This window comes from Achromobacter sp. T5-5 (assembly GCF_055397965.1).
The window spans coordinates 4,042,414-4,067,177 of the sequence record NZ_AP027919.1; the positions used below are offsets into that span (position 1 = coordinate 4,042,414).

The following is a 24,764-nucleotide window of genomic DNA, read 5'->3' on the forward strand; positions in this document are numbered from 1 at the left end:
CCAACGGCAAAAGAAAAGCGCGGATCGGATAGGGCATGCACGCGGCGCTCCTGCAGCGGCGGCCCTGTGCGTCAGCATCCGCGTCCGGGCCATGTGGGGAATGAGCATCCACTGCCGCGCGCGGGCGTACGCGATATTCGCCTCTGACAGCAATGGACGTCCAAGAACTTGGGTCCAGATCGTGCATGCCAGATTCCGCCGCGTACATAAGAAGGTTCTTATTTACGCTTGCGATACTGATGGGCAGACGCTGGGTAGTGCCGACCCGGTATCGACCCTCGCCATCTTGCCTGGCCGTCCGCGCCGCGCAACGAAACCGCCGGGACGATGCGTTAAGGTGTAGCCCCACACCCCTTGTCACGTCATTCCTGGAGTACTGAATGACCGGATTGTTCATCGTGGTGGCGGCGCTGGCGTTTCTGATGCTGGCGGCGTATCGAGGCTATAGCGTGATCCTGTGCGCGCCCATTGCAGCCATGGGCGCGGTGCTGCTGACGGACCCGTCGGCGCTGGCGCCCGTGTTCTCGGGCATCTTCATGGAGCGCATGGCGGGCTTTGCCAAGCTCTATTTCCCCGTGTTCCTGCTGGGCGCCGTGTTCGGCAAGCTCATCGAGCTGTCGGGCTTTTCACGCGCCATCGTGCGGGCCGTGCTGCGCCTGATCGGCGCCGAGCGCGCGATCGTCGCCATCGTGCTGGTATGCGCGTTGCTGACCTACGGCGGCGTGTCGCTGTTCGTCGTGGTGTTCGCGGTGTACCCGTTTGCCGCGGAGATGTTCCGCCAGGGCGGCATTCCCAAGCGCCTGATGCCGGGCGCGATTGCGCTGGGCGCCTTCACCTTCACCATGACGGCGCTGCCCGGCACGCCCCAGATCCAGAACATCATCCCCACGACGTTCTTCGAGACCACGACCTGGGCCGCTCCCTGGCTGGGCCTGATCGGTTCGGCGTTCACGCTGTGCGCCGGCATCGCCTACCTGGAATGGCGCCGCAAGCGCGCCGCCGCGGCCGGCGAAACCTACGGCACGGACCTGCGCAACGAGCCCGCGACGCCGACCGGCGAACGCGACCATCATCCGTTGATCGCGCTGCTGCCGCTGGTGGTGGTGGGCGTGATGAACTTCCTGCTGACGCGCTGGATCCCGGGGTGGTATCCGGCGGGTTCCGAAGTCGTCCTGCCCGGCCTGCCCAAGCCCCTGCCTGTCAACGCGGACGAACAGGTCGCGCTGTGGGCCGTCATGGGCGCGTTGATCGCAGGGATCGTCACCATCCTGCTGTTTTCGTTCCGGGCCATCAAGTCGCATTTCGCCGAAGGCAGCAAAAGCGCCGTGTCGGGCGCGCTGCTGGCCTCTATGAACACGGCGGCCGAGTACGGCTTTGGCGGCGTCATCGCGGCGCTGCCGGGCTTTCTGCTGGTGGCCCAGGCCTTGAAGGCCATCCCCGATCCACTGGTGGGCGAAGCGGTGGCGGTGACGACGCTGGCCGGCATCACGGGTTCGGCCTCGGGCGGCATGAGCATCGCGCTGGCCGCGATGTCGCAGACCTTCATCGACGGCGCGCTGGCGGCCGGCATTCCCATGGAGGTGCTGCACCGCGTGGCCGCCATGGCGAGCGGCGGGATGGACACGCTGCCGCACAACGGGGCGGTCATCACGCTGCTGGCCGTCACTGGCCTGACGCACCGCCAGTCCTACGGCGACATCTTCGCCATCACGCTGATATCGACCCTGTCGGTGTTCGTGGTGATCGGCGTCTTCTACCTGACCGGCATCGTCTGATCGAAAGCGGCGGCGAAGACGCCCGCCAGCCACTGCGTGAAGACGCGCACCCGCGCCGACACCTGCCGGTTCTGGGGATACAGAACCGATACGGGCATGGGCGCGGGCGGCGCGTGGGGCAGCACGATGCGCAGATGCCCCGCCGCCAGTTCGCGCTCGATCCGGTAGCGCGGCACCTGCGCCAGTCCCAGCCCCGCCAGCGCGGCGCTGGTGTAGAGTTCGGCGCCCGTCACGCTGACGACGGAACGCGGGCGCACCTGCACGCTGCGGCCCTCCACCATGAAATCCAGCGGCACGGCGCGGCCCGTGGCGCTGGACACGTAATCCACGGCCCGGTGCCGCTCCAGCTCCTGCAGGCTGGCGGGCACGCCATGGCGCGCCAGGTAGGCGGGACTGGCCACCGTCACCTGCGGCATCTGGGCGATTTGCCGGCCGGCCAGGGTGGAATCCTGCAGGACGCCCGCGCGCAGCACGCAATCCACGCCTTCCCGGACCAGGTCCACCAGCCGGTCGTCTTCGCCCAGGTGCAGCACGATGTCGGGATAGCGCTGCAGGAAGTCCGGCAGGCCCGGCATCACGAAGAACCGGGCAAGCGTGCCCTGCGCGTTGACCCGCAACAGGCCCTTGGGCGCGGTGTCGAGAAAGGCGCCGTCGGCTTCTTCCAGGTCGGCCAGCAGGCGTACGCAGCGCTGGTAATGCGCCTCGCCGTCGTGCGTCAGGCGCACCTGGCGCGTCGTGCGATCGAGCAGGCGCGCGCCCAACCGGGCCTCCATGCGCTTGATCAGGTTGGTCACCGTGGCCCGCGGAATGCGCAGGTCCTCCGACGCCTTGGAAAAACTGCCGCGCTCCGCGATGCGCACGAACACCTGCATTTCCTGGAAGCGATCCATGCCTATTGCCGCCCGTTGTCCATGGTCTTTGGTCTGAAATCTGAGGTGTGGGGCCTGAGATCCGGAGCCGTAGATCCGGAGCCGTAGATCCGGGGTCGTAGATCCGGGGTCTGAGATCCGGGGTCGTAGATCCGATCCCATTGTTAAAGCAAATGAAATTATCTTAGCAAAGCAAAGGTAATTATCTTTGCTCAGGAATAGTCGATCATACGTCCCACCCCTTTCGACGGAGAGTTTCCATGAACGACCAAGCCCCCCAGCGCGTTGCCCTCGTCACCGGCGGATCGCGCGGCATCGGCGCCGCCATCGTGCGGCGCCTGGCAAACGACGGCTTTGCCGTCGCCATCAACTGCGCCGCGAGCGAAGCCGAGGCGCAGGCCCTGGCCGCCGAGATCCGCCAGGCTGGCGGACGCGCCCTGGCCGTGCGCGCCGACGTATCCAAGGCGGCCGAGGTCCGCGCCCTGTTCGACGCCGTGCTGGCCGAATTCGGCCGGATCGATGTGCTGGTCAACAGCGCCGGCGTCCTGCAGGTGCTGCCGCTGGCCGAGACCAGCGACGAGCTCTACGACAGGACCTTCGACATCAACACCCGCGGCACCTTCAATACGCTGCGCGAAGCCGCCACGCGATTGGCCGATGGCGGCAGCATCGTCAATGTGTCCAGCACTACCGTCGCGCTCAACCTGCCCGGCTACTCGGTCTACATCGCCAGCAAAGCCGCGGTCGAAAGCCTGACGCAGGTCTTCGCCAAGGAACTGCGCGGGCGCCAGATCCGGGTCAACGCGGTGGCGCCCGGCCCGGTCGCCACCGAGCTCTTCTTCAAGGGCAAGAGCCCCGAGCTCATCGAGCACTACGCCAAGATGCCACCCCTGGAACGCCTGGGCCAGCCGGATGATATTGCGGGCATCGTCTCGTTCCTGGCGGGGCGGGACAGCGGCTGGGTCAACGGGCAGATCGTGCGCGCCAACGGCGGCGTGGCCTGAACAGGTGCCCGCGACGCGGCCTGGCCTATTTCGGCATCGCGTAGCCCAGGTCGCGCAGGTATTTGGTCACGACGGGCTGCCACTTCTGCGGTGAACGGGTAAACAGCAGATGGCCGTTGTTGCCATCGGGCCCCATCCCCATGAAGGTGGCGGCACCACCCGCGGCGTTATAGGCGTCCACCCACCGCGTGGGCCAGTCCGCCCCCCAGAAGAGGTCGTTCTCGGCGTAGATCCAGAGCGTGGGCAGGCGGGAAGTCTTGCCATAGGCCGCAAAGGTCTGCTGCAGCCGTTCGGGTCCGCAGGGTTGGCCCGGCGACTTGGCATCCCCGCCCGCGCCCCCCGCGAAGTTGATGGCGGTACTGACGCCGGGCGGATTCTGCGCCGCCAATGCGATGACGGCGGCCCCGCCCACCGACTGGCCCACCAGCACGACGCGGGAGGGCTCCACGGCCGGGTGCTGCTGCAGCGCCTTGACCACCTGGCCGATCTGGCTGGCGACCCGGTCGAACATCGGCGTGAACTGCCGGTCGTCGCAAGGTCCGCTGTCTTCCAGGTCGGGGCCGCCCGTTTCTCCATAGCCCAGCCGCTGCGGCACGGCGACCACGAAGCCGGCGTCGGTGAAGAATTTGACCGCCTGCGGATACGGCGTGCGGTTCATCTTCGCCCGCTCTGCCGCGCTCGCGCCACGGCCATGGTTGAGGACCAGCAGCGGATGCTTGCCCGCCGCCGCGGGCACATGCACGCTCACCACCAATTCCCCCGTGACGACGCCGCTGTCCGTGGGCACCGATACGGGCACCTTCTGCACGCTTGTGCCGCCGCCCGTACCCGTTGATGTGGACGCACAAGCCGTAACCAGCCCGGCCAGGCAGACAAGCGCGATTCGTTCGAGCAAGTTCATGTCGTTCCGCCTTCTGGATAGGACCACCGTTCAGGGTGCGCAACACGTTACGCCCTCCATCTGGCCTGGACCAGTCGCACGTGCACGGGTGCGGACGGACGATTTCACGACCCGCGCGGCGCGCTGGGACCGCAGACGCACCGCAGACGAAACGCAGACCCCTCATCCCTACGCATGAACGCGGCGCCCTTGCCGGTTGCGCGCGGCATCGCCCGGACCGCCACGGATTTGCTGGCCCCCCTCATCCGTTCTACCCATGCGGCCATCCCCTGATGGGGTGAGGCGTCACCGCCAGTTTTGAATTTTTTGATTTGCGCGACCCGGACTTTGAATTACGGAAAAGTCTGGCCAGTTGGACGAGGTTTGCATGAGACGGAGTCCGTAAGCCGTGGTTTAGCCTGACCCGGCAGTACTCCGACTCACCTTGATCGATTGGACGAAAGCAATGAATCAACTCATTCATCCGGACTGCCACCCCTTTACCGCAGCAGGCAATCTGAAGCAGATCTCCGCGTTCTACGAGGAGGGACGCCGTGTCATGTGGATGATGCTGCGCGCGCAACCGCGCCCGTGCTTTAACCATGAACTGATCGACGAGATCATGACCCTGGCGCGCGCCGCCAAGGATTCCGGCCTGCCCATCGACTTCTGGGTCACGGGCTCGCTGGTGCCGCAGATCTACAACGTCGGCGGCGACCTGAATTTCTTCGCCGAGGCCATCCGCACCGGCAAGCGCGAAGCGCTGCGGGCCTATGCCCGCGCCTGCGTCGACTGCGTGCACGCCGCGACGCGCGGCTTTGACACCGGCGCCATTTCGCTGGCCATGATCGAAGGCACCGCGCTGGGCGGCGGCTTCGAGGCCGCGCTGGCCCACCACTTCGTGCTGGCGCAGAACAATGCGCGGATGGGCTTTCCCGAGATGGCATTCAACCTGTTCCCCGGCATGGGCGGCTATTCGCTGGTCGCGCGCCGCTCGGGCATGAAGCTGGCCGAAGAGCTGATCGGCACGGGCGAATCGCACACCGCCGAGTGGTTCCACGGCCGGGGCCTGGTGGACGTGCTGTTCGAGCCGGGCGAGGCCTACAAGGCCACCCGCACCTTCATCGACGTAATGCGGCCCAAGCTCAACGGCATGCGCGCCATGCTGCGCGCCCGCCAGCGCGTGCTGAGCCTGACGCGCTCGGAGCTGATGGACATCACCGAGGACTGGGTGGAGGCTGCGTTCTCCATCGACCCGAAGGACCGCGCCTACATGGAGCGGCTGGTGATGGCGCAGAACCGCCGCACGGCGAGCAGTTCGGAGGCCACCGAAGTGGCGACCATGCACTGATCCGGCGATGCGTCGCCGGTTGCATCACGCGATGAGATGCAGCCGGCGGCGCTTGGCCAGCCAGGCGGTGAACTCCTCCGCGGGCATCGGCTTGGCGTACAGATAGCCCTGCTTGGCGTCCACGCCCAGGGTGTCCAGGAAAGCCGTTTCTTCCTGGGTCTCCACGCCCTCGGCGATGACCTTGAGCTCGAGCGTGCGCGCCACCGCGACGATGGCGCGCGCCAGCGCCTGCGACACCGGATTCTCGTTCACGCCGCGAACGAAGCTGGCGTCGAGCTTGATCGCGTCCAGCGGAATGCGCGCAAGCTGCGACAGCGACGAGTAGCCGGTGCCGAAGTCGTCCAGGTGGACGCGGGCGCCGAGCTGGCGGAACTGCTTGATCAGTTCGATGGCGGCGTCTTCATCGTCGATCAGGCAGCTCTCGGTCAGTTCGATGTCGAGCAGGCAGGGATCGAGGTTCGCATCGTTGATGGCCCGCATGAAATCGCTGACCACGCCCTTGTCGTCGAGCTGGCGGGCAGACATGTTGATGGCGATGCGCAGGTTCAGGCCATCGCGCTTCCAGGCCGCCGCCTGCCGGGCGGCTTCGCGCATGACCCAGACGCCCAGCGGCGAAATGAGGCCCGATTCCTCGGCGTACGGGATGAAGGTGTCGGGGCCCACCATGCCGCGCTCCGGCGAGCGCCAGCGCACCAGGGCCTCCACGCCGTCGACCTCGCCCGTGCGGCCCACCAGCTTGGGTTGGTAGTAGAGCATCAGGTGGTTCTCGGCCAGCGCCTTGCGCAGATTGGTGTCCAGCCATACGTAGTCCGCGTTGCGGCGGTCCATCTCGCTCTGGAACACGCGGTACGTATGGCGGCCCGCTTCCTTGGCGACATACATGGCGATGTCGGCGCTGCGCACCACGCTATCCAGGTCGGCCCCGTGGTCGGGATACATCGCAATGCCGATGGAGCAGCTGGTGTAGACCTCGATGAGGCCCTGGCGGAAGGGCTCGCGCAACCGTTCGATGATGCGCTGCGCGGTGGCCTCGAGCTGCCAGGCCTGGGCCTCTTCCTGCAGGACGATGAATTCGTCGCCGCCCAGGCGGGCCAGGGTCTGGCCTTCGGACAGGCAGTTCGAAATGGCGACCGCCACCGCCTTGAGCAGCCGGTCGCCGAAGCCGTGGCCGTAGTGGTCGTTGATGCGCTTGAAATTGTCCAGGTCCAGGAACAGCACCCCGCCGCGCCCTTCCTTGCCGGCCGCCAGCGCGCCCTTGAGCCGCGAGGTGATCGCGTGGCGGTTGGGCAGGTTTGTCAGCATGTCGGTGTTGGCGAGCACGCGCAGGCGCTCCTGCGCCTGGCGTTCCTCGGTGATGTCGGTGCCCGAGCAGATCAGGTAGACCCGCTTTTCGCCGCTGCCGCTGGTGACGAACTTGTTGCGGAACAGGAACAGGCGCGGCCCCTTGACCGTGTTGATGGTGCGCTCGACCTCGTACGACTGGCCCCGCTTGTAGAACTCGGCGATATTGCGGCGCGACGCGACGGCCTCTTCGCGCGTCATGAACATATCGAAGACGCTGCGGCCCACAATGTCCTGTTCGCGCTTGCCGGTGTATTCCTCGCAGAGCTTGTTGAAGCGCTGCACGCGGCCATTCTGGTCCACGATGGCGATGACCGAATTGGCTTCGGACACGACCGTTTCCGCGAACGACAGGCCTTCGACGAGGTCCTTGGCGACGGAATCGGTGTCAGTGTAGGCGGACGCGGTGCCGGCCCATTCGTTGGGGTTGATCTTGCGCCCGACCAGGTGCAGGTGCAGCAGGTCGCCATACAGCATGATGTCGATGCGCACGCTGGACGTGATGCCCGTCAGGCTGCGCACGGCATCGGCCTGGTCCGGACGCAAGGCCATCGCGATATTGGTGGCGCCTTTGACCGCGGCGAGCTCAATGGCATCGCTATCGGCGGACAAGCGCCAATATGGGCTATACGTACCGAAATGCGTATGCAGGATCGACTTTTCGTCCTGGTTCTCAGTCATTGGTATCCCCCCCGCCGTCCTAAGGCCCGCAAAGCACATTACGGGCTACTGAATTTGGGGTCAACCACCCCCGCGGTGCGTTCCGAGGCGATTATTGCGATTTATTGCATAGCGGTCGGCTCGGGTATTGCAACTCTCTGAAATACAGGATTTGTCCCGGCGCACGGGCGGCGGACGGGGAATCGATTATTTCGGTTCTTTTCCGTTGCCATAAAAACGACAACGCCGGAAATCCGTGTCGGATCTCCGGCGCAAGGCGTAAATGGCGCGCAACGCGCCGGACGGGGCGGCTTACTCGCCCTTCACGCCGGCTTCGTCGATCACCTTGGTCCAGCGGGCCACCTCGGCCGACACGCGCGCGCCGGCGTCCGCGGGCGTGGTCCAGGTGGCGACGGCGCCCTGGTTCAGCAACGATGCCTTCACCTCGGGCTTGGCCAGGATCTTCTTGAGCTCGGCGTTGAGCCGCTCGATGACCGGCGCGGGGGTGTTGGCGGGCGCCACGATGCCGAACATCGAGCTGACCTCGAAGTCCTTCAGGCCGGCTTCGGCCGCGGTGGGCACATCGGGCAGCGCATCGACGCGCTGCGGCGAGGTCACCGCCAGCGCGCGCAGCTTGCCGGCCTTGATGTTGGCCTGCGCCGCGGGCACGGTCTCGATCATGCTGAGCACCTGTCCGCCCATCAGGTCGGTCATTGCGGGGCCGCTGCCCTTGTAGGGCACGTGCAGGATGTCGACGCCCGCGGTGCGCTTGAACATTTCGCCAGCCAGATGCTGGGGCGAACCGTTGCCGGCCGAGGCCATGGTCACGTAGCCGGGCTTGGACTTGGCCAGCGCGATGAATTCGGACAGCGTCTTGGCCTGCACCGAGGGATTCACCACGAATACCAGCGGCACCGTGCCCACGATGGCCACCGGCGCGAAGCTCTTTTCCACGTCGTAGGTGACGCGGCCGCGGTACAGCGCCGCGTTGATGGAGTGGCTGGTCAGCGCACCCATCAGCAGCGTGTAGCCGTCGGGCTGGGCCTTGGCCACCTGGTCGGCGCCGATGTTGCCGGCGGCGCCGGCCCGGTTCTCGACCACCACGGTCTGGCCCAGCGCGCCGGTCAGTTCCTGCGCGAGCACGCGGCCGATCACGTCGGTGGCGCCCCCGGGCGGATACGGCACGATGAGGCGCACGGGCTTGTCGGGATAGGCGTCGGCGGACAACGCCGGGGCGGACATGCCGGCGCACAGGGCCAGCAGGGAAAAGAGCACGGCGCGGCGCGGCCGCAGACGCAGGTCTGACATATCAGTCTCTCCAGCCGGGATGGGTATAGGAATGATCGGACGCCCGGTTCGTCAACCGCGCCAGTGTAGGGGGCCATGCTTGATTGAAGAATCACCATTTTTCTATCGACTGATCTTCCAAACAGATCAATCCCAACCCGCTGGATAAACCGCTTGCGGGCCTCGCCACGGGCTGGATATGATGTCGGCCCAGGATTATCAATAATATTATCGGGACTGAAAATGACGGATGAGACCAAGGGCGGCAAGCCCGCCAAGGGCCCCTTTGACAGCGACGGCGCCACCGCGCAGGGCGTCGCCCGCGGGCTCACGAACTACGGCGACAAGGGCTTTTCGCTGTTCCTGCGCAAGGCCTTCATCAAGGGCGCCGGCCTGTCGGACGACGCGCTGGCCCGTCCCATCATCGGCATCGTCAACACCGGCAGCAGCTACAACCCCTGCCACGGCAACGCGCCGCAGCTCATCGAGGCGGTCAAGCGCGGCGTCATGCTGGCGGGCGGCCTGCCGATGGACTTCCCGACCATCTCGGTGCACGAAAGCTTCTCGCAGCCCACCAGCATGTACCTGCGCAACCTGATGTCCATGGACACCGAGGAAATGATCCGCGCGCAGCCCATGGACGCGGTCGTGCTGATCGGCGGCTGCGACAAGACCGTGCCGGCGCAACTGATGGGCGCCGCCTCGGCCGGCGTGCCCGCCATCCAGCTCGTCACCGGCTCGATGCTGACCGGCTCGCACCGCGGCGAGCGCGTGGGCGCCTGCACCGACTGCCGCCGCTACTGGGGCCGCTACCGCGCCGAGGAAATCGACGCCGTCGAGATCGCCGACGTCAACAACCAGCTCGTCGCCAGCGTGGGCACCTGTTCCGTGATGGGCACGGCCAGCACCATGGCCTGCATCACCGAGGCCCTGGGCATGATGGTGGCGGGCGGCGCGTCCGCCCCGGCCGTCACCGCCGACCGCGTGCGCGTGGCCGAGCGCACCGGCGCCACGGCCGTCGCCATGGCGGCGTCGCGCCTGACGCCCGACCGGATCCTGACCGGCAAATCCATCGAGAACGCCCTGCGCGTGCTGCTCGCCATCGGCGGATCCACCAACGGCATCGTCCACCTGACCGCCATCGCCGGCCGCCTGGGCATCGACATCGACCTGGCGGGCCTGGACCGCATCAGCCGCGAGACGCCCGTGCTGGTCGACCTGAAGCCCTCGGGCCAGCACTACATGGAAGACTTCCACGACGCGGGCGGCATGCCCGCCCTGCTGCGCGAGCTGCGCCCCTTCCTGCACCTGGACGCGCTCACCGTGTCCGGCCGCACGCTGGGCGAAGAACTGGACGACGCGCCCCCGCCTTTCAAGCAGGACGTCATCCGCAGCGCCGCCGCGCCCATCTATCCGGTGGGCGGCCTGGCCGTGCTGCGCGGCAACCTGGCCCCGGGCGGCGCCATCATCAAGCAGTCGGCGGCCAATCCCGACCTGATGGAGCACGAAGGCCGCGCCGTGGTGTTCGAGGACGCCGAGGACATGGCGCGCCGCATCGACGACGACGCGCTGGACGTGACCGCCGACGATATCCTGGTGCTCAAGCGCATCGGACCGACCGGCGCGCCGGGCATGCCCGAAGCGGGCTACATGCCCATCCCCAAGAAGCTGGCGCGCGCCGGCGTCAAGGACATGGTGCGGATCTCGGACGGCCGCATGAGCGGCACCGCGGCCGGCACCATCGTGCTGCACGTGACGCCCGAGGCGGCCATCGGCGGACCGCTGGCCTACGTGCAAAATGGCGACCGCATCCGCCTGTCGGTGGCCCGGCGCGAAATCGCGCTGCTGGTCGATGACGCCGAACTGGCCCGCCGCGCCGCCGCCCAGCCCATTACCCGGCCCGCCGCCGACCGCGGCTACCGCAAGCTGTTCCTGCAATCCGTGACGCAGGCCGACCAGGGCGTCGACTTCGACTTCCTGCGCGCGGGCGTCACGCACGACACCGTTCCCAAGAAGTAAGCCATTCTCAGTAAGCCATTCTCGACACGCCCTGCCTCGCCATGAACGCCATCACGCCCGCCGCCCTGCAGGAACCCGCCGCCGACGCCGTCCAGGCGGCCGTGGCCGCGCTGGAAGAAGACATTGTCTTCGGCCGGCTGCACCCCCGCGAACGCCTGACCGAAGACGAGCTCATGGCCCGCTTCGGCATGAAGCGGCATGCGGTGCGCCAGGTGCTGGTCGACCTGGAACTGCTGGGCGTGGTCGAGAAAAAGCGCAATGTCGGCGCGGTGGTGCGCGCGTTTTCGGTGCGCGAGGTGATGGAGTTGTACGCGCTGCGTGAAGTGCTGGAAGTGCACGCCGCCCGCCAGATGCCGCTGCCCGTGCCCGAAGCGCGGCTGGCCGCGCTGGTGGCGGTGCAGCGCGAGCACGACGCGGCGGTGGCCGCGGGCGACGCGCGCCGCGTGTTCCGCAGCAACCAGCGCTTTCACCGCGAATTCTTCGGGCTGCTGGACAACGCGGTGCTGGGCCAGGCCATCGAGGAATACGCGCGCCGCACCCACCCGATCCGCTTCGGCTCGCTGGTGACGGCGGGCCATCGCGAACGCGCGCGCCAGGAGCACTGGACGATGATCCAGGCCTTGCGCGACGGCGACCGGCAGGCGCTGATGACGGTCTGCCGCGACCACCTGATCCCCTCGCGCGACGCCTATCTGGCGTCGCAGCAGGCGTACGCCCAGACCCACGGCGCGACCCTCGCCGCCAGCGCCGCCTTCTGACATCGGCGCAACGCCGCGCGCCCGCGCCGGCAACAATTTGACAAGACCCGCCCCGAATCGGTAATAATAACAATTACTATTTCCCGTAATTCGCATGAGCAGTTGGCCCGCCTCGGCCTGCGAGGCGCCGGCGGCTTGATCAAAAGGTTGGATCTTGAGTACGCCGGGATGCGCCTTCCCCTCCTCCATCGAAACGCTCTATAGCGACCACCACTCGTGGCTGCGCGGCTGGTTGCGCCGCCGCCTGGGCAACGCCGACCAGGCCGAAGACCTGGCCCACGACACCTTCATCCGCCTCTTGAGCAGCGAACGCGTCCCGGCCACGCTGGCCGAACCGCGCGCCTTCCTCACCACCGTTGCCCAGCATCTCGTGTCCAACCACTGGCGCCGCGAAAAGCTGGAGCGCGCGTACCTCGAGGCGCTGGCCCAGGCGCCGCAGGCGGTGTACTGGTCGCCCGAAGACCGGGCCATCGTGCTGGAAACGCTGCTGGAGCTGGACCGCCTGCTCGACGGCCTGCCGGCCCCGGTGCGGCGCGCCTTCCTGCTGTCGCAACTGGAGGGGCGCACCCATGCCCAGGTGGCCGAGACGCTGGGCATCTCGATCCCCACGGTCAAGCGTTACCTCGTCAAGGCCTTGCAGCGCTGCTGCTTTGCCGACCTTACCTTTACCCGATGAGCCGCATGGCCGCCTCGCCCTGGTACCGGAGCACGCGCGATGCCAGCGCCCTCTCGCCCGCCGTGGCGCAACGCGCGCTGGAATGGCTGGTGGAACTGCAGGGCGACGCGGTCGCCCCGGAAACGGTGCGCGAATGGGCGTCCTGGCGCGCCGCGCACCCGGACCATGAACGGGCCTGGCTGCGCATCGAATCCGTCCAGGGCACGCTGCAGCCGCTCGCCGGCGCGGCCGGCGCCGCCATCGCGCAGGCCGCGCTTGCCGCGCCCGCCTGTGCGCAGCGCCGGCGGGCGCTGAAGGCCATGAGCGTCCTGGCGATCACGAGCGGCGCGGCCTGGGGCGTCGGCCAGGTCACGCCCTGGCGCGAATGGACATCGGACCACCGCACGGCCGTGGGCGAACGCCGCGGCCTGACCCTGCCGGACGGCACGCGCGTCGTGCTGAACACGGACAGCGCCATCGACGTGCGCTACGACGCCCTGCAGCGCCGCGTGGCGCTCATCGCGGGCGAGATCCTGATCGCGACCGCGCCCGACACGGCCGGGCCGGCGCGCCCCTTCCTCGTCGAAACCCCCCATGGCACGGCGCGCGCGCTGGGCACCGAATACACCGTGCGGCTGCTGGGCGCATCGACCGAGGTCAGCGTCTTCCAGGGCGCGGTCCAGATCCAGCCGCGCAACGACGCCAACCCCGGACTGACCCTGCAGGCGGGCCTGCGCGCGCATTATTGGGCGCGCGGCGTCGACCAGCCGGCCGCGGCCGAGGAAAACCAGATCGCCTGGAAGGACGGCTTCATCGTCGCGCGCGGCATGCGGCTCGATGACTTCATCGCCGAGCTGGGACGGTATTGCCGGGACACGCTCAGTTGCGATGCCGCCATCTCGGGTCTTCGGCTGTCGGGCTCGTTTCCCGTCAACGACGTGGACAAGGTGCTGGCCGCGCTCAGCGCCACCCTGAACATCCGCGTGCAAGCGGAAACCCGCCTGTGGCGCGGGCGGCGCCTGCACCTGATCGCCGGACTCGAGACGGCACGCCCATCGTCGCTGTTACAAAAAAGCTGATCCGTTTTGCGATCTGGGGGGTCATGACAGGTGAGCACACAGCAACCTCACCTCTCTGAAAGGCCAGTACATGACCCACGTCCGGGCGCCCAAGCGCCAGTCCCCTCGATTCCTGCGGCGCGCCGCCACGGCGCGCCTGGCCGGACGCATTGCCACCGCCTCGCTGCTGGCGGCGCCGGTCCTCGGCGTTCCAACCGCGGCCCACGCGCAGGCCGCCGCGACCCGCAGCTATGACATTCCCGCGGGCACGCTCGAGGACGCGCTGGGCCGCTACGGACGCGAAGCCGGCATCGTGCTGTCGTTCCGGCCCGATGTGACCGCCGGCCTGCAAAGCAACGGCCTGCGGGGCAACTACGGCGTGCGCGGCGGACTGGACGCGCTGCTGGCCGGCACCGGCATCCGGGTGCTGCCGCAGGCGAACGGCAGCTATGTGCTGGACCGTCCCGCGGGCGCGGGGATCGCGACCACGCAACTGCCCGCCGTGACGGTGACCGCCTCGGCCGCCGATCCCGCCCTGCCCGCGCCCTTTGCGGGCGGCCAGGTGGCGCGCGGCGGCGGCCTGGGCGTGCTGGGCACGGCCGACATCATGGACACACCGTTCAGCACCACCAATTACACCGCGCAGATGATCGAGAACCAGCAGGCCCGCACGCTGGCCGACGTGGTGATCAACGAGTCGTCGGTGCGCACCACGACCTCCAGCGGCGGCTTTTCCGACGAGTTCCAGATCCGCGGCTTTTCCGTGTCCGCCGGCGACGTGGGCCTGAACGGCCTGTACGGCCTGGCCTCCGCCAGCCGCATGCCCGCCGCCATGATGGAGCGCGTGGAAGTCCTGAAGGGCCCCGGCACGCTGATGAACGGCATCGGCCCCAGCGGCAGCATCGGCGGCGGCATCAACATCGTCACCAAGCGCGCGGGCGACGAGCCCCTGACCCGGCTGACCACCACGTACCAGAGCAAGTCGCAGCTGGGCGGCCAGCTCGACATGGGCCGGCGCTTTGGCGAGAACAACGAATGGGGCATCCGCGTCAACGGCGTGTACAGCAACGGCGACACGACCATCGACGAGGGCAAGCAGGAGCAAGGCGTGGGCGCGCTGGCGCTGGACTATCGCGGCGCGCGGCTGCGCTGGTCGCTGGACGCCTATACGCAGCACGAGGACATCGACAATTTCCGGCCGCAGATCGGGTTCCAGTCGAACGTGACTTCGCTGCCCTCCCCGCCGTCGGGCCACCGCAATTTCTACCCCGGCACCGAGCTCACGCTCAACGATTCCACCGTCGCCACGCGTCTTGAATACGACATCAACGACCACCTGATGGTCTATGGCGCGACCGGCTACCGCTATGGCACCGCCGAGCAGACTTTCCCGTCCGGCCCCGCCGACGCGCTGGGCAACTTCACGGTGACGAACGCCTACTACGATTCGTACTCGCGCACCTGGACCGGCGACGTCGGCCTGCGCGCGCGCTTTGACACCTGGGGCGTCGGCCACACCCTGACCCTGTCCGCCACGCGCCTGGACCAGGAATCCGGCAACGCCTACGTCACGTCCGGCACCTCGGTGCCGTCCAGCATCTTCCGTCCCGCGCCGCTGCCCCCGGTCACCGCCGACCGCGGCGCGCCGCAGAAGGCGTCCAAGACCGAGCTGACCAGCTACACCCTGACCGACACGCTGTCCTTCGCCGACGACACCCTGCTGATCACGGGCGGCCTGCGCAATCAGCGCGTGGCCCTGGACAACTATTCGACGGCCACCGGCGCGCGCACCAGCTCGTATGACGAAAGCGCGATCTCGCCGGTCGCGGGCATCGTGTTCAAGCCCATTTCCAACGTCTCGCTGTACGGCAACTTCACCTCGGGCCTGACCCGCGGCGGCATCGCGCCGGCCACCGCGGCGAACGCCGGCCAGGTCTTCGCGCCGTACAAGTCCAAGCAGTACGAAGCGGGCGTCAAGGTCGACTGGGGCAAGGTCATCACCAGCGCCTCGGTGTTCCAGATCACGCGTCCCAACTCGATGACCGACCCGGACACCCGGATCTACAGCTTCGACGGCGAACAGCGCAACCGCGGCCTGGAATTGTCGGCCTTCGGCGAAGCCATGCCGGGCCTGCGCATGATGGCCAGCGCCACGTTCTACGACGCGACGCTCAAGCGCACCGCGGGCGGGGTGAACGACGGCAACGAGGCCAACGGCGTGCCGAAGAACACCTTCAACCTGGGCGTGGACTGGGACACGCCGTGGGTGCGCGGCCTGAGCCTGAACGCGCGCGTGATCCACACCTCGTCGATGTATTTCAACGCGGCCAACACGCTGACCCTGCCCTCGTGGACCCGCTACGACATCGGCGCGCGCTACAACACCGAGATCCTGGGCCGCGCGGTGGTGTTCCGCGCCAACATCGAGAACCTTTTCAACAAGGACTACTGGCTGGCCAGCGGCTCCTACGCCACGGTCGCCGCGCCGCGCACGTTCCTGCTGTCGGCGCAGATCGACTTCTAGGCGCCACGGACCTCCAGCGGCGAACCGCGGCCGGCGCCGCGGATTGCCCAGCTTGCGCCAACGACAGCCGGCCCCTGCACAGGGGCCGGTTTTTCATTGGCGCGGCGGGGCCGCCACGTATTCCCGCAGGGTCTGCACGAGCGCCACGGCGGCGGGCGACAGGCTGCGGTTGCGCGCGGTCACCAGGCCGATGGAGCGTTCGGCCACCGGTCCGGTCAGGCGCCGCTGCACGATGCCGTTCTGCGCCACCGCCCCCGCGGCGATCTCGGGCAGCGCCGCGACCCCGAATCCGCATTCCACCATCGCCACGATGGTGGTCAGGTGCTCGGCCTCGAAGGCGGGCGCAAAGCGGATGCGGTTCTGCAGGAAGGCCCATTCCGTGTACTGGCGCACGCTGCTCGGATGCACCATGGACACGTGCTCGGCGCCCGCCGTATCGGCCCAGCGCAGCGGCCCCTTGGACCGCGCCAGCGGGTGCGCCTCGGGAATCAGCAGGATGAAACTGTCGGACATCAACGGCACGTAATGCAGGTCCGCATGCTGCGGATCGGCCGCGGTCAGCGCAAAGTCCACCTCGCCGGCGCGGACCAGGTCGAACGCCGGGCCGGACAGCGTATCGCGCACCTTGAGCGCGACGTGCGGATGCGCCTGGCGATAGGCCATCAGCACGCGCGGCAGCAGCCGCGCCGCAAGGGACGGCAGCGCCGCCACCGACACCTGCCCCTGCTCCGCGCTGGAAATGCCGCCCACGGCGGCAATGGCGTCGCGAAACGCCGCCTGCAGGGTCGCGGCCTGCTGCAGGAAGACCTCGCCCGCGGCCGTCAGGCGCACCGTGCGCGTGGTGCGGTCGAACAGGCGCACGCCCAGCGCGTCCTCGATCCGCTGGACCTGCGTGGACAGCGCGGACTGCGACAGATGAAGCTGGCCGGCGGCCTGCCGGAAATTGAGGGTGCGGCCCAGCACCAGCGTCGTGTCGATGTCGCGCATCGATAGATTGATCTGCATGATTCGTCCCCCACCTCAAGCATGGATTTATTGATCTGATTGGCCGATCATTCTATTCAAAAATTCTGATTCATCAATCAACCGCGCTTCTCTACACTCGCCCCCAAGCAGGGTTTCAGAACCAGGAGAACAGCATGCAGAAGGACGCAAAGGCGCTGCCCAACCCGGGCGCGGCGCATGCGGTGGTGGTGGGCGGCGGCACGATGGGCGCCGATGTCGCGGTGGTGTTGACCCGCGCGGCCTGCCGCACGACCGTGATCGAATCGAATGCCGACAGGGCGGCCGGCCTGCCCGCGCGGGTGGCCGAAAACCTGAAGACCATCGGGCGCGAGGCGAACGCCGCCCTGCTGGCCACCGCGCCCTCGCTGGACGAAGTGGACTGGTCCACGGTGGATCTGGTCATCGAATGCATCCCCGAGCGCCTGGACATCAAGCAGGCGCTGTTTGCCGACCTGGCGCGACGCGCCCGGCCCGACGCCATCCTGGCCAGCAACAGCTCCAGCTTTCCGATCAGCGCGATCAGCCAGGGCCTGGACACCCGGGGCCGTATGCTGGGCCTGCACTTTTTCATGCCGGCCCACCTGGTGCCGCTCGTCGAGGTGGTGCTGGGCGAGGCCAGCGACGACGCCTGCGCCGACACGCTGATCGCCTTCATGCGGCGCTGCGGCAGCGTGCCGGTCAAGGTCAAGCAGGACCTGCCGGGCTTTCTGGCGAACCGCCTGCAGCACGCGCTGTCGCGCGAAGCCTTCGACCTCATCGACCGCGGCATCGCGTCGCCGGAGGACGTGGACGCCGCCGTGCGCTTCGGTTTCGGCTTCCGGTTCCTGGCCGCCGGCCCCGTCATGCAGCGCGACCACGCCGGCATCGACGTGCACGCCGCGGCCGGCGCGACCATGTACCCGACATTCTGCAACGCCGACCACCCGGCGCGCTGCCTGACCGAACGCGCGGCCGACGGCCGCCACGGCATGAAAACCGGCGAAGGCTTCTATGCCTGGACGCCGGAAACCATCGCGGCCGAACGCGCCCGCTACGACAGGCTGCTGCGCGCCGGCCTGGACCTGATCGCTCCCGAACTGCCGGAGATCCAGCCTTGAACGCTTCCGTCCCGCCGCGCACCGCGCTGGCCGATTCCCCCGTCATCATCACCGTCGCGCCCAACGGCGCCTACAAGAAGGCCGCCGACCACCCGGCCGTGCCGCTGACCGCGGCCGCGCTGGCGTCGGAAGCGCGCGCCTGCCTGGAGGCCGGCGCCGCGATGATGCACATGCACGTCAGAAAGCCCGACGGCAGCCATCTGCTGGACGCGCAGGCCTATCGCGATGCGCTTGCCGCGGTGCACAAGGCGGTCGGCGACGAGCTGCTGGTGCAGGTGACCAGCGAAGCCGCCGGCGTCTACCAGGCCGCCGAACAGATCGCGATGGTGCGCGAGCTGCAGCCCGAGGCGGTCTCCATCGGCCTGCGCGAGATCGCCGTGCCCGGCATTGCCGAGGCGGACCTCGCCGCGTTCTTCGCGTGGCTGGCCGAACGCCGCGTGATGACGCAGATCATCCTGTACGACGACGCCGACGTGCGCCGCTGGCTGGCGCTGCGCGCGCGCGGGCTGGTTCCGCCCGGCGCGTGGTCGGTGCTGTTCGTGCTGGGCCGCTACAGCGCGGGCCAGACGTCGTCCGCCTACGACCTGCTGCCTTTTCTCGCGGCCTATGACCACGCGCTGCCCTGGGCCATCTGCGCCTTCGGCCCCGAGGAAAACGCCTGCGTCACGACCGCCGCGGCTTTCGGCGGCCATATGCGGGTCGGGTTCGAAAACAACCTGAAGCTGCGCGACGGCACGATTGCACCGCACAATGCCGCGCTGGTGGCGCAGGCCGCGCAGGGCGCGCGCGCGCTGGGCCGGCCGCTTGCCACCGCCGCCGACGCGCGGCGGATCTACGGGGCCATCGGCTGACCTGCCCGCCCTGTGACGCCGGGCGTTGCGCCCGCCCGGCGTCCCTGCGTCCATTTCCCTGCACCGGGCGCATTGCGCCGTGATGACAGTTTTTCGCTGTGCCGCAACATTGACGCTGCGCAAAGTCCTCTGCTAAAAGTTCCGCATCCACACGTTCTACGCAATACCCCTGAAAGTTCCAACTGAGAGGTGGTGTGTGCAAAACGAGTCTGATGGCTATACAAAAGCCCAGGAACTCCGAAGTTTCCTGTTCCTGGCGGCAGTCATGGCCCCGGTGTTGGCGGTTCTCATCGTGGCCGGCTACGGTTTTGCCGTCTGGATCTACCAGATGTTCGCAGGCCCCCCGGGAAGCTGATGCAGCCCCTGCGCCCCCCCTCCCCCCAAGCTCAGCCTTCCTCCGCATCTTGTAGCGCGGCGCCCGAGCTGCATATCGCCAGCATGGTGGTGCACGCCATGCCGCGCCGGCTGACCGACGTGCGCGCCGCGATCCAGGCGATCGCGGGCGCGGAAATCCATGGCGCTTCCGACACCGGCAAACTGGTGGTCACCCTGGAAGCCCCCTCCACCGACGACATGATGGCGCAGATCTCCGCGATCCAGCGCCTGGATGGCGTGCTGGCGTCGGCGCTGGTCTTCCAGGCCGCGGATACGCTGGACGCGATGAATCAGGAGATCGACGATGGCCATCGCCCGTAGGGAATTCATCAAGCAGTCCGCCGTTGCCGCCGCAGCCACCGTGGCCGGCATCCCGATCGTGGGCTACACGCAGAACATCGTCACCGAATCCGAGGCCGCCAAGCTGAAATGGTCCAAGGCGCCCTGTAGGTTCTGCGGGACCGGCTGCGGCGTGAACGTCGCGGTCAAGGACAACCAGGTCGTGGCCACGCACGGCGATTTCAACGCCGAGGTCAACAAGGGCCTGAACTGCGTGAAGGGCTATTTCCTGTCCAAGATCATGTACGGCAATGACCGGCTGACCACGCCGCTCTTGCGCATGAAGGACGGCAAGTACGCCAAGGACGGCGAATTCGCGCCCGTGTCCTGGGACACCGCGTTCGACGTGATGGCCGAGCAGTTCAAGCGGGTGCTGAAGGACAAGGGCCCCACCGCGGTCGGCATGTTCGGATCGGGCCAGTGGACCGTCTGGGAAGGCTATGCCGCGCTCAAGCTGATGAAGGCGGGCTTTCGGTCCAACAACCTGGATCCCAACGCGCGCCATTGCATGGCGTCCGCGGCAGTGGGCTTCATGCGCACCTTCGGGGCGGACGAGCCCATGGGCTGTTACGACGACATCGAGAACGCCGACGCCTTCGTGCTGTGGGGGTCGAACATGGCCGAGATGCACCCCATCCTGTGGACGCGCGTCACCGACCGGCGGCTGTCCGCGCCCAAGACCAAGGTGGCGGTGCTGTCCACCTTCGAGCACCGCTCGTATGAGCTGGCCGACCTGACGCTGACCTTCACCCCCCAGACCGACCTGGCGATCCTGAACTACATCGCCAACCACATCATCCAGACCAAGCGGGTGAACCGCGAATTCGTGGACAAGCACACCGTGTTCCGCGAAGGCAACACCGACATCGGCTACGGGCTGCGTCCGGACCATCCCCTGCAGAAGGCGGCCAAGAATGCCGACAAGGCGGGCGGGTCCAAGCCGATCACCTACGAGGAATTCGCCAAGTTCGTCTCCAGTTACGACCTGGACTACACCGCCAAGCTGACGGGCGTGCCGAAGAAGCAGCTCCAGGACCTGGCCGAGCTCTACGCGGACCCCAAGGTGCGCGTCACCTCGTTCTGGACCATGGGGTTCAACCAGCACACCCGCGGCGTGTGGGCCAACAACATGGTCTACAACATCCACCTGCTGACGGGCAAGATCTCGACGCCGGGCAACAGCCCGTTCTCGCTGACCGGCCAGCCCTCGGCCTGCGGCACGGCGCGCGAGGTCGGGACGTTCTCGCACCGCCTGCCCGCCGACCTGGTCGTCACCAATCCCAAGCACCGCGCGCATGCCGAAGAGATCTGGCAACTGCCCGCGGGCACCATCCCCGACAAGGTCGGCGCCCATGCCGTGCTGCAGAACCGCATGCTCAAGGACGGCACGATCAACGCCTATTGGGTGATGGTCAACAACAACATGCAGGCGGCCGCGAACCTCATGAACGAAGGGTTGCCGGGCTATCGCAATCCCGACAACTTCATCGTGGTGTCGGACGCCTACCCCACCGTCACGACCATTTCGGCCGACCTGATCCTGCCGGCCGCCATGTGGGTGGAAAAGGAAGGCGCCTACGGCAACGCCGAACGCCGCACCCAGTTCTGGCATCAGCTCGTCAATGCGCCGGGCGACGCGCGCTCGGACCTGTGGCAGTTGATGGAGTTCTCCAAGCGCTTCAAGGTCGAGGAAGTGTGGCCGGCCGACCTGCTGGCCAAGAAGCCCGAGTACCGGGGCAAGACCCTGTTCGACGTGCTGTTCGCCAATGGCAAGGTCAACAAGTTCCCCAATACCGAGCTCAATGCCGACTATGAGAATCAAGAGGCCAAGGCCTTCGGCTTCTATGCGCAAAAGGGCCTGTTCGAGGAATACGCGGAGTTCGGCCGCGGCCACGGCCACGACCTTGCGCCCTTCGACACGTACCACGAGGTCCGTGGCCTGCGCTGGCCCGTGGTCAACGGCAAGGAGACGCTCTGGCGCTACCGCGAAGGCAGCGACCCGTACGTGAAGGCGGGCGCGGGCTTCGAGTTCTATGGCAACCCGGACGGCCGCGCCGTGATCTACGCCTTGCCCTACGAGCCGCCCCCGGAGTCGCCGGACGAGGAATATCCGTTCTGGCTGTCCACCGGCCGGGTCCTGGAGCACTGGCATTCGGGATCGATGACGCGGCGCGTTCCCGAACTGTACAAGGCGTTTCCCAATGCGGTCTGTTTCATGCACCCGGACGACGCCCAGGCCATGGGACTGCGCCGGGGCGTGGAGGTCGAAGTCGTCTCGCGGCGCGGCCGGATGCGCACGCGGCTGGAAACGCGGGGACGCGACAAGCCGCCGCGCGGCCTGGTCTTCGTGCCCTGGTTCGACGCCGGTCAGCTCATCAACAAGGTCACCCTGGACGCCACCGATCCGATCTCGTTCCAGACCGACTTCAAGAAATGCGCCGTGAAGATCGTCAAGGTCTGAGCCCGGGAGACAGCCATGAAGAATCGCGTCACCGCAATCGCGCTTTGCGCCCTGGTCGGCTCGGCCGCCTGGGCGGCCCCGCCCTTCGAGGTGATGGATCCGATGCGCGGCCCCACGCCCGTGGCGGACGAGACCGACCCGCCGCTCATCAGCCCCATCGAGAACAAGGACATCAAGCGGATGCGCACGTACTCCATGCAGCCGCCCACCATCCCGCACAAGATCGATGGCTATCAGATCGACAAGAACTTCAATCGCTGCCTGACCTGCCACGCGCGCGTCAACACGGAAGAGACGCAGGCCCCGCCGCTCAGCGTCACGCACTACATGGACCGCGACAGCAACGTGCTGGCCGAAGTGTCGCCGCGGCGCTATTTCTGCGTGCAATGCCACGTGCCGCAGGCCGAAGCCAAGCCGCTCGTGGCCAATGACTACCAGGACATCGACGTGATCCTCAAGCGCCTGACCGCTCCGGCGTCCGACAAGAAGTAAGGGACAGGAGCCCGTCATGGTCAAGCTCATCAAGCGATACTGGAACATCATCCGCCGGCCCAGCGTGCATTTCAGCCTGGGGTTTCTGACCGTGGGCGGATTCATTGGCGGCATCCTGTTCTGGGGCGCGTTCAACACCGCCATGGAGCTGACGAACACCGAGAAGTTCTGCACCGGCTGCCACGAAATGCGCGACAACGTCTACGCGGAACTCAAGGGCACCATCCACTTCACCAACCGCTCGGGGGTGCGGGCGCTGTGTTCGGACTGCCACGTGCCGCACAACTGGACCGACAAGATCGCGCGCAAGATGCAGGCGTCCAAGGAGGTCTGGGGCAAGATCTTCGGCACCATCGACACGCGCGAGAAGTTCGTCGACAAGCGGCTGGAGCTGGCCCAGCACGAGTGGGCGCGCTTCAAGGCAAACGACTCGCTGGAATGCCGCAATTGCCACAACTACGAATACATGGACTTCACCCGCCAGAGCGTGCGGGCGCAGAACATGCATTCCACGTACCTGGCCGACAAGTCCAAGACCTGCATCGACTGCCACAAGGGCATCGCCCACACGCTGCCGCACATTCCGCCTGGCCAGACCTCCCAAGCGACGCCGCCGGCCAGGGCGTCCCAAGAGGTGGCCAATGCGGCCCGCTGACGCGCCGTCGCCGGTTCTCTGCGCGCGCGGACTGGTCAGCCGGCGCGGCGGACCGGGCGGGCCTGCCCCCCTGGATTTCGACCTGCACGCCGGCCAGTTGCTGCACGTGCAGGGGGCCAACGGCAGCGGCAAGACCAGCCTGCTGCGCATGCTGGCGGGCCTGCTGCGGCCGCTGGCGGGCGCCGTGTTCAACGCGGACGGCGACGTCCGGCGCGATCCGGCCGCGCACTACGCGCGCACCGCCTACCTGGGCCATGGCAACGGCCTGTCCGGCGACCTGACCGCGCTGGAGAACCTGCGCTGCGCCCTGCACGTGGCCGGCACGCCGCACGCCGACGCCGAGATCGCCGCCTGCCTGCGCACGTGGCGGCTGGACGCCTGCCTGCATGCGCCCGCCGCCCGGCTGTCGCAGGGCCAAGGCCGCCGCCTGGCGCTGGCTGCCGTGGTGCTGGGGGCCAAGCCCCTGTGGCTGCTGGACGAGCCCGACGCGGGCCTGGACGCAGCCAGCCTGGAGCAACTGCGGCAGGCCCTGGAGGCGCACCTGGCGGCGGGCGGCGCGGCTGTCGTCGCCTCGCACCGGGCGCCGGCCACCTGCGCCTCCCATACCCAAACCCTGAACATGGATGACTACGCGGATGCTGGCTACGCTGTCTCAGTTGGCGCTGCGTGAGATCCGGCTGGCCTGGCGGCGACCGGCCGACACGCTGGGCGCGACGCTGTTCTTCATCGTCACGGGTTCCCTGTTCCCGCTGGCGGTGGGGCCCGAGCCCGCGCTGCTGCTGGCGATGGGACCGGGCGTGCTGTGGGTCTGCGCCCTGCTCGGCATCCTGCTCAGCCTGCAACGCCCCTTTGCGCAGGACTACGACAGCGGCGCGTTGGAACAGTTGCTGGTGTCGCCGCATCCGCTGCCGCTGCTGGTGGGCGTGAAGCTGGGCGCGCACTGGTTCAGCACCTGCCTGCCGCTGATTCTTGCCAGCCCGGTGCTGGCCCTGCAGTTCGGCCTGGCGCCGCACGCCATCGGCATCCTCGTGCTGTCCCTGCTGCTGGGAACGCCCACGCTGGCGCTGGTGGGCGGCCTGGGCGCGGCGTTGACGCTGGGACTGCGCGGCGGCGCGCTGCTGCCGCTCGTGGTGCTGCCGCTGTACGTGCCGGTGCTGATCTTCGGCGCGGGCGCCGTGTCGGCCACGCACGCCGGTTTGAGCGCGGGACCGCAGCTCTCGTTGCTGGGCGCGGGCCTGTGCCTGGCGATCCTGCTCTGCCCCTGGAGCGCATCGGCGGCGCTGCGCGTGGCGCTGGACTGAGGGTTCC

General features: G+C 67.8%; 22 protein-coding genes. 17 read left to right on the plus strand and 5 right to left on the minus strand.

Annotated features, from left to right (window positions below; all coding sequences use genetic code 11):
- Nucleotides 1-380 precede the first annotated feature (380 nt).
- Nucleotides 381-1,775, plus strand: coding sequence for a GntP family permease (locus tag ACZ50Q_RS18350; RefSeq protein ID WP_464079197.1), 1,395 nt, complete (start codon nt 381-383; stop codon nt 1,773-1,775).
- On the opposite strand, the gene ACZ50Q_RS18355 is transcribed toward ACZ50Q_RS18350, so the two are convergent.
- Nucleotides 1,754-2,665, minus strand: coding sequence for a LysR family transcriptional regulator (locus tag ACZ50Q_RS18355; RefSeq protein ID WP_092582547.1), 912 nt, complete (start codon nt 2,663-2,665; stop codon nt 1,754-1,756). The two genes, ACZ50Q_RS18350 and ACZ50Q_RS18355, sit on opposite strands and share 22 nt — an antisense overlap.
- A 239-nt stretch (nt 2,666-2,904) precedes the next feature.
- Here ACZ50Q_RS18355 and ACZ50Q_RS18360 point away from each other — a divergent pair, with 239 nt between their 5' ends.
- The gene (locus ACZ50Q_RS18360; RefSeq protein WP_464079198.1) at nt 2,905-3,648 is read left to right on the plus strand and encodes an SDR family oxidoreductase; all 744 of its coding nucleotides are present in this window, start codon (nt 2,905-2,907) and stop codon (nt 3,646-3,648) included.
- Between the two features lie 25 nt (nt 3,649-3,673).
- On the opposite strand, the gene ACZ50Q_RS18365 is transcribed toward ACZ50Q_RS18360, so the two are convergent.
- Nucleotides 3,674-4,549 (minus strand): dienelactone hydrolase family protein, encoded by an 876-nt coding sequence (locus ACZ50Q_RS18365; protein ID WP_464079199.1) that lies wholly within the window; start codon nt 4,547-4,549, stop codon nt 3,674-3,676.
- 445 nt (nt 4,550-4,994) lie between these two features.
- On the opposite strand from ACZ50Q_RS18365, the gene ACZ50Q_RS18370 reads away from it, so the two are divergent.
- Nucleotides 4,995-5,879 carry a crotonase/enoyl-CoA hydratase family protein gene (locus ACZ50Q_RS18370; protein ID WP_092582550.1) on the plus strand — a complete coding sequence of 295 codons (885 nt, stop codon included), beginning with the start codon at nt 4,995-4,997 and terminating at the stop codon, nt 5,877-5,879.
- A gap of 24 nt (nt 5,880-5,903) precedes the next feature.
- Here the strand turns inward: ACZ50Q_RS18370 and pdeR are convergent, their stop codons facing one another.
- Nucleotides 5,904-7,901 (minus strand): cyclic di-GMP phosphodiesterase, encoded by a 1,998-nt coding sequence (pdeR, locus tag ACZ50Q_RS18375; RefSeq protein WP_076521506.1) that lies wholly within the window; start codon nt 7,899-7,901, stop codon nt 5,904-5,906.
- Nucleotides 7,902-8,192: 291 nt separating this feature from the next.
- Nucleotides 8,193-9,188: a Bug family tripartite tricarboxylate transporter substrate binding protein gene (locus ACZ50Q_RS18380; RefSeq protein ID WP_076521507.1), complete on the minus strand. Its 996-nt coding sequence runs from the start codon at nt 9,186-9,188 to the stop codon at nt 8,193-8,195.
- A 222-nt stretch (nt 9,189-9,410) separates the two neighbouring features.
- Here ACZ50Q_RS18380 and ACZ50Q_RS18385 point away from each other — a divergent pair, with 222 nt between their 5' ends.
- The 5 genes from ACZ50Q_RS18385 (at nt 9,411) to ACZ50Q_RS18405 (ending at nt 16,181) form a co-directional block, all read left to right on the plus strand.
- Nucleotides 9,411-11,186 (plus strand): IlvD/Edd family dehydratase, encoded by a 1,776-nt coding sequence (locus ACZ50Q_RS18385; protein ID WP_464079200.1) that lies wholly within the window; start codon nt 9,411-9,413, stop codon nt 11,184-11,186.
- A 41-nt stretch (nt 11,187-11,227) separates the two neighbouring features.
- Nucleotides 11,228-11,944 (plus strand): GntR family transcriptional regulator, encoded by a 717-nt coding sequence (locus ACZ50Q_RS18390; RefSeq protein WP_076521510.1) that lies wholly within the window; start codon nt 11,228-11,230, stop codon nt 11,942-11,944.
- Nucleotides 11,945-12,098: 154 nt separating this feature from the next.
- Nucleotides 12,099-12,620: a sigma-70 family RNA polymerase sigma factor gene (locus ACZ50Q_RS18395; RefSeq protein WP_464079201.1), complete on the plus strand. Its 522-nt coding sequence runs from the start codon at nt 12,099-12,101 to the stop codon at nt 12,618-12,620.
- 5 nt (nt 12,621-12,625) lie between these two features.
- Nucleotides 12,626-13,678, plus strand: coding sequence for a FecR family protein (locus ACZ50Q_RS18400; protein WP_464079202.1), 1,053 nt, complete (start codon nt 12,626-12,628; stop codon nt 13,676-13,678).
- Nucleotides 13,679-13,748: 70 nt separating this feature from the next.
- Nucleotides 13,749-16,181, plus strand: coding sequence for a TonB-dependent siderophore receptor (locus ACZ50Q_RS18405; protein ID WP_464079203.1), 2,433 nt, complete (start codon nt 13,749-13,751; stop codon nt 16,179-16,181).
- Between the two features lie 93 nt (nt 16,182-16,274).
- On the opposite strand, the gene ACZ50Q_RS18410 is transcribed toward ACZ50Q_RS18405, so the two are convergent.
- The gene (locus ACZ50Q_RS18410) at nt 16,275-17,186 is read right to left on the minus strand and encodes a LysR family transcriptional regulator (RefSeq protein ID WP_092582555.1); all 912 of its coding nucleotides are present in this window, start codon (nt 17,184-17,186) and stop codon (nt 16,275-16,277) included.
- Nucleotides 17,187-17,320: 134 nt separating this feature from the next.
- On the opposite strand from ACZ50Q_RS18410, the gene ACZ50Q_RS18415 reads away from it, so the two are divergent.
- From ACZ50Q_RS18415 to ccmB, 9 genes are all read left to right on the plus strand, one after another.
- Nucleotides 17,321-18,283 carry a 3-hydroxyacyl-CoA dehydrogenase family protein gene (locus tag ACZ50Q_RS18415; RefSeq protein WP_464079204.1) on the plus strand — a complete coding sequence of 321 codons (963 nt, stop codon included), beginning with the start codon at nt 17,321-17,323 and terminating at the stop codon, nt 18,281-18,283.
- Nucleotides 18,280-19,134, plus strand: coding sequence for a beta-keto acid cleavage family enzyme (locus ACZ50Q_RS18420; protein WP_076521517.1), 855 nt, complete (start codon nt 18,280-18,282; stop codon nt 19,132-19,134). Before ACZ50Q_RS18415 ends, ACZ50Q_RS18420 begins: the two co-directional genes overlap by 4 nt.
- Nucleotides 19,135-19,330: 196 nt before the next feature.
- Nucleotides 19,331-19,489, plus strand: coding sequence for a periplasmic nitrate reductase, NapE protein (gene napE, locus ACZ50Q_RS18425; protein ID WP_076521519.1), 159 nt, complete (start codon nt 19,331-19,333; stop codon nt 19,487-19,489).
- Nucleotides 19,489-19,830 (plus strand): chaperone NapD, encoded by a 342-nt coding sequence (locus ACZ50Q_RS18430; RefSeq protein WP_464079205.1) that lies wholly within the window; start codon nt 19,489-19,491, stop codon nt 19,828-19,830. The genes napE and ACZ50Q_RS18430 overlap by 1 nt, the downstream gene beginning before the upstream one ends.
- On the plus strand, nt 19,814-22,309 hold the full coding sequence (gene napA / locus ACZ50Q_RS18435; protein WP_464079206.1) for a periplasmic nitrate reductase subunit alpha: 2,496 nt from the start codon (nt 19,814-19,816) through the stop codon (nt 22,307-22,309). Before ACZ50Q_RS18430 ends, napA begins: the two co-directional genes overlap by 17 nt.
- 15 nt (nt 22,310-22,324) lie before the next feature.
- Nucleotides 22,325-22,801, plus strand: a complete 477-nt coding sequence (locus tag ACZ50Q_RS18440) for a nitrate reductase cytochrome c-type subunit (RefSeq protein ID WP_464079207.1) — start codon at nt 22,325-22,327, stop codon at nt 22,799-22,801.
- A gap of 16 nt (nt 22,802-22,817) precedes the next feature.
- Nucleotides 22,818-23,456 carry a cytochrome c3 family protein gene (locus tag ACZ50Q_RS18445; protein ID WP_076521526.1) on the plus strand — a complete coding sequence of 213 codons (639 nt, stop codon included), beginning with the start codon at nt 22,818-22,820 and terminating at the stop codon, nt 23,454-23,456.
- Nucleotides 23,443-24,126 (plus strand): heme ABC exporter ATP-binding protein CcmA, encoded by a 684-nt coding sequence (ccmA, locus tag ACZ50Q_RS18450; RefSeq protein WP_464079208.1) that lies wholly within the window; start codon nt 23,443-23,445, stop codon nt 24,124-24,126. The genes ACZ50Q_RS18445 and ccmA overlap by 14 nt, the downstream gene beginning before the upstream one ends.
- Nucleotides 24,092-24,757 carry a heme exporter protein CcmB gene (gene ccmB / locus ACZ50Q_RS18455; RefSeq protein WP_076521529.1) on the plus strand — a complete coding sequence of 222 codons (666 nt, stop codon included), beginning with the start codon at nt 24,092-24,094 and terminating at the stop codon, nt 24,755-24,757. The genes ccmA and ccmB overlap by 35 nt, the downstream gene beginning before the upstream one ends.
- Nucleotides 24,758-24,764 lie beyond the last annotated feature (7 nt).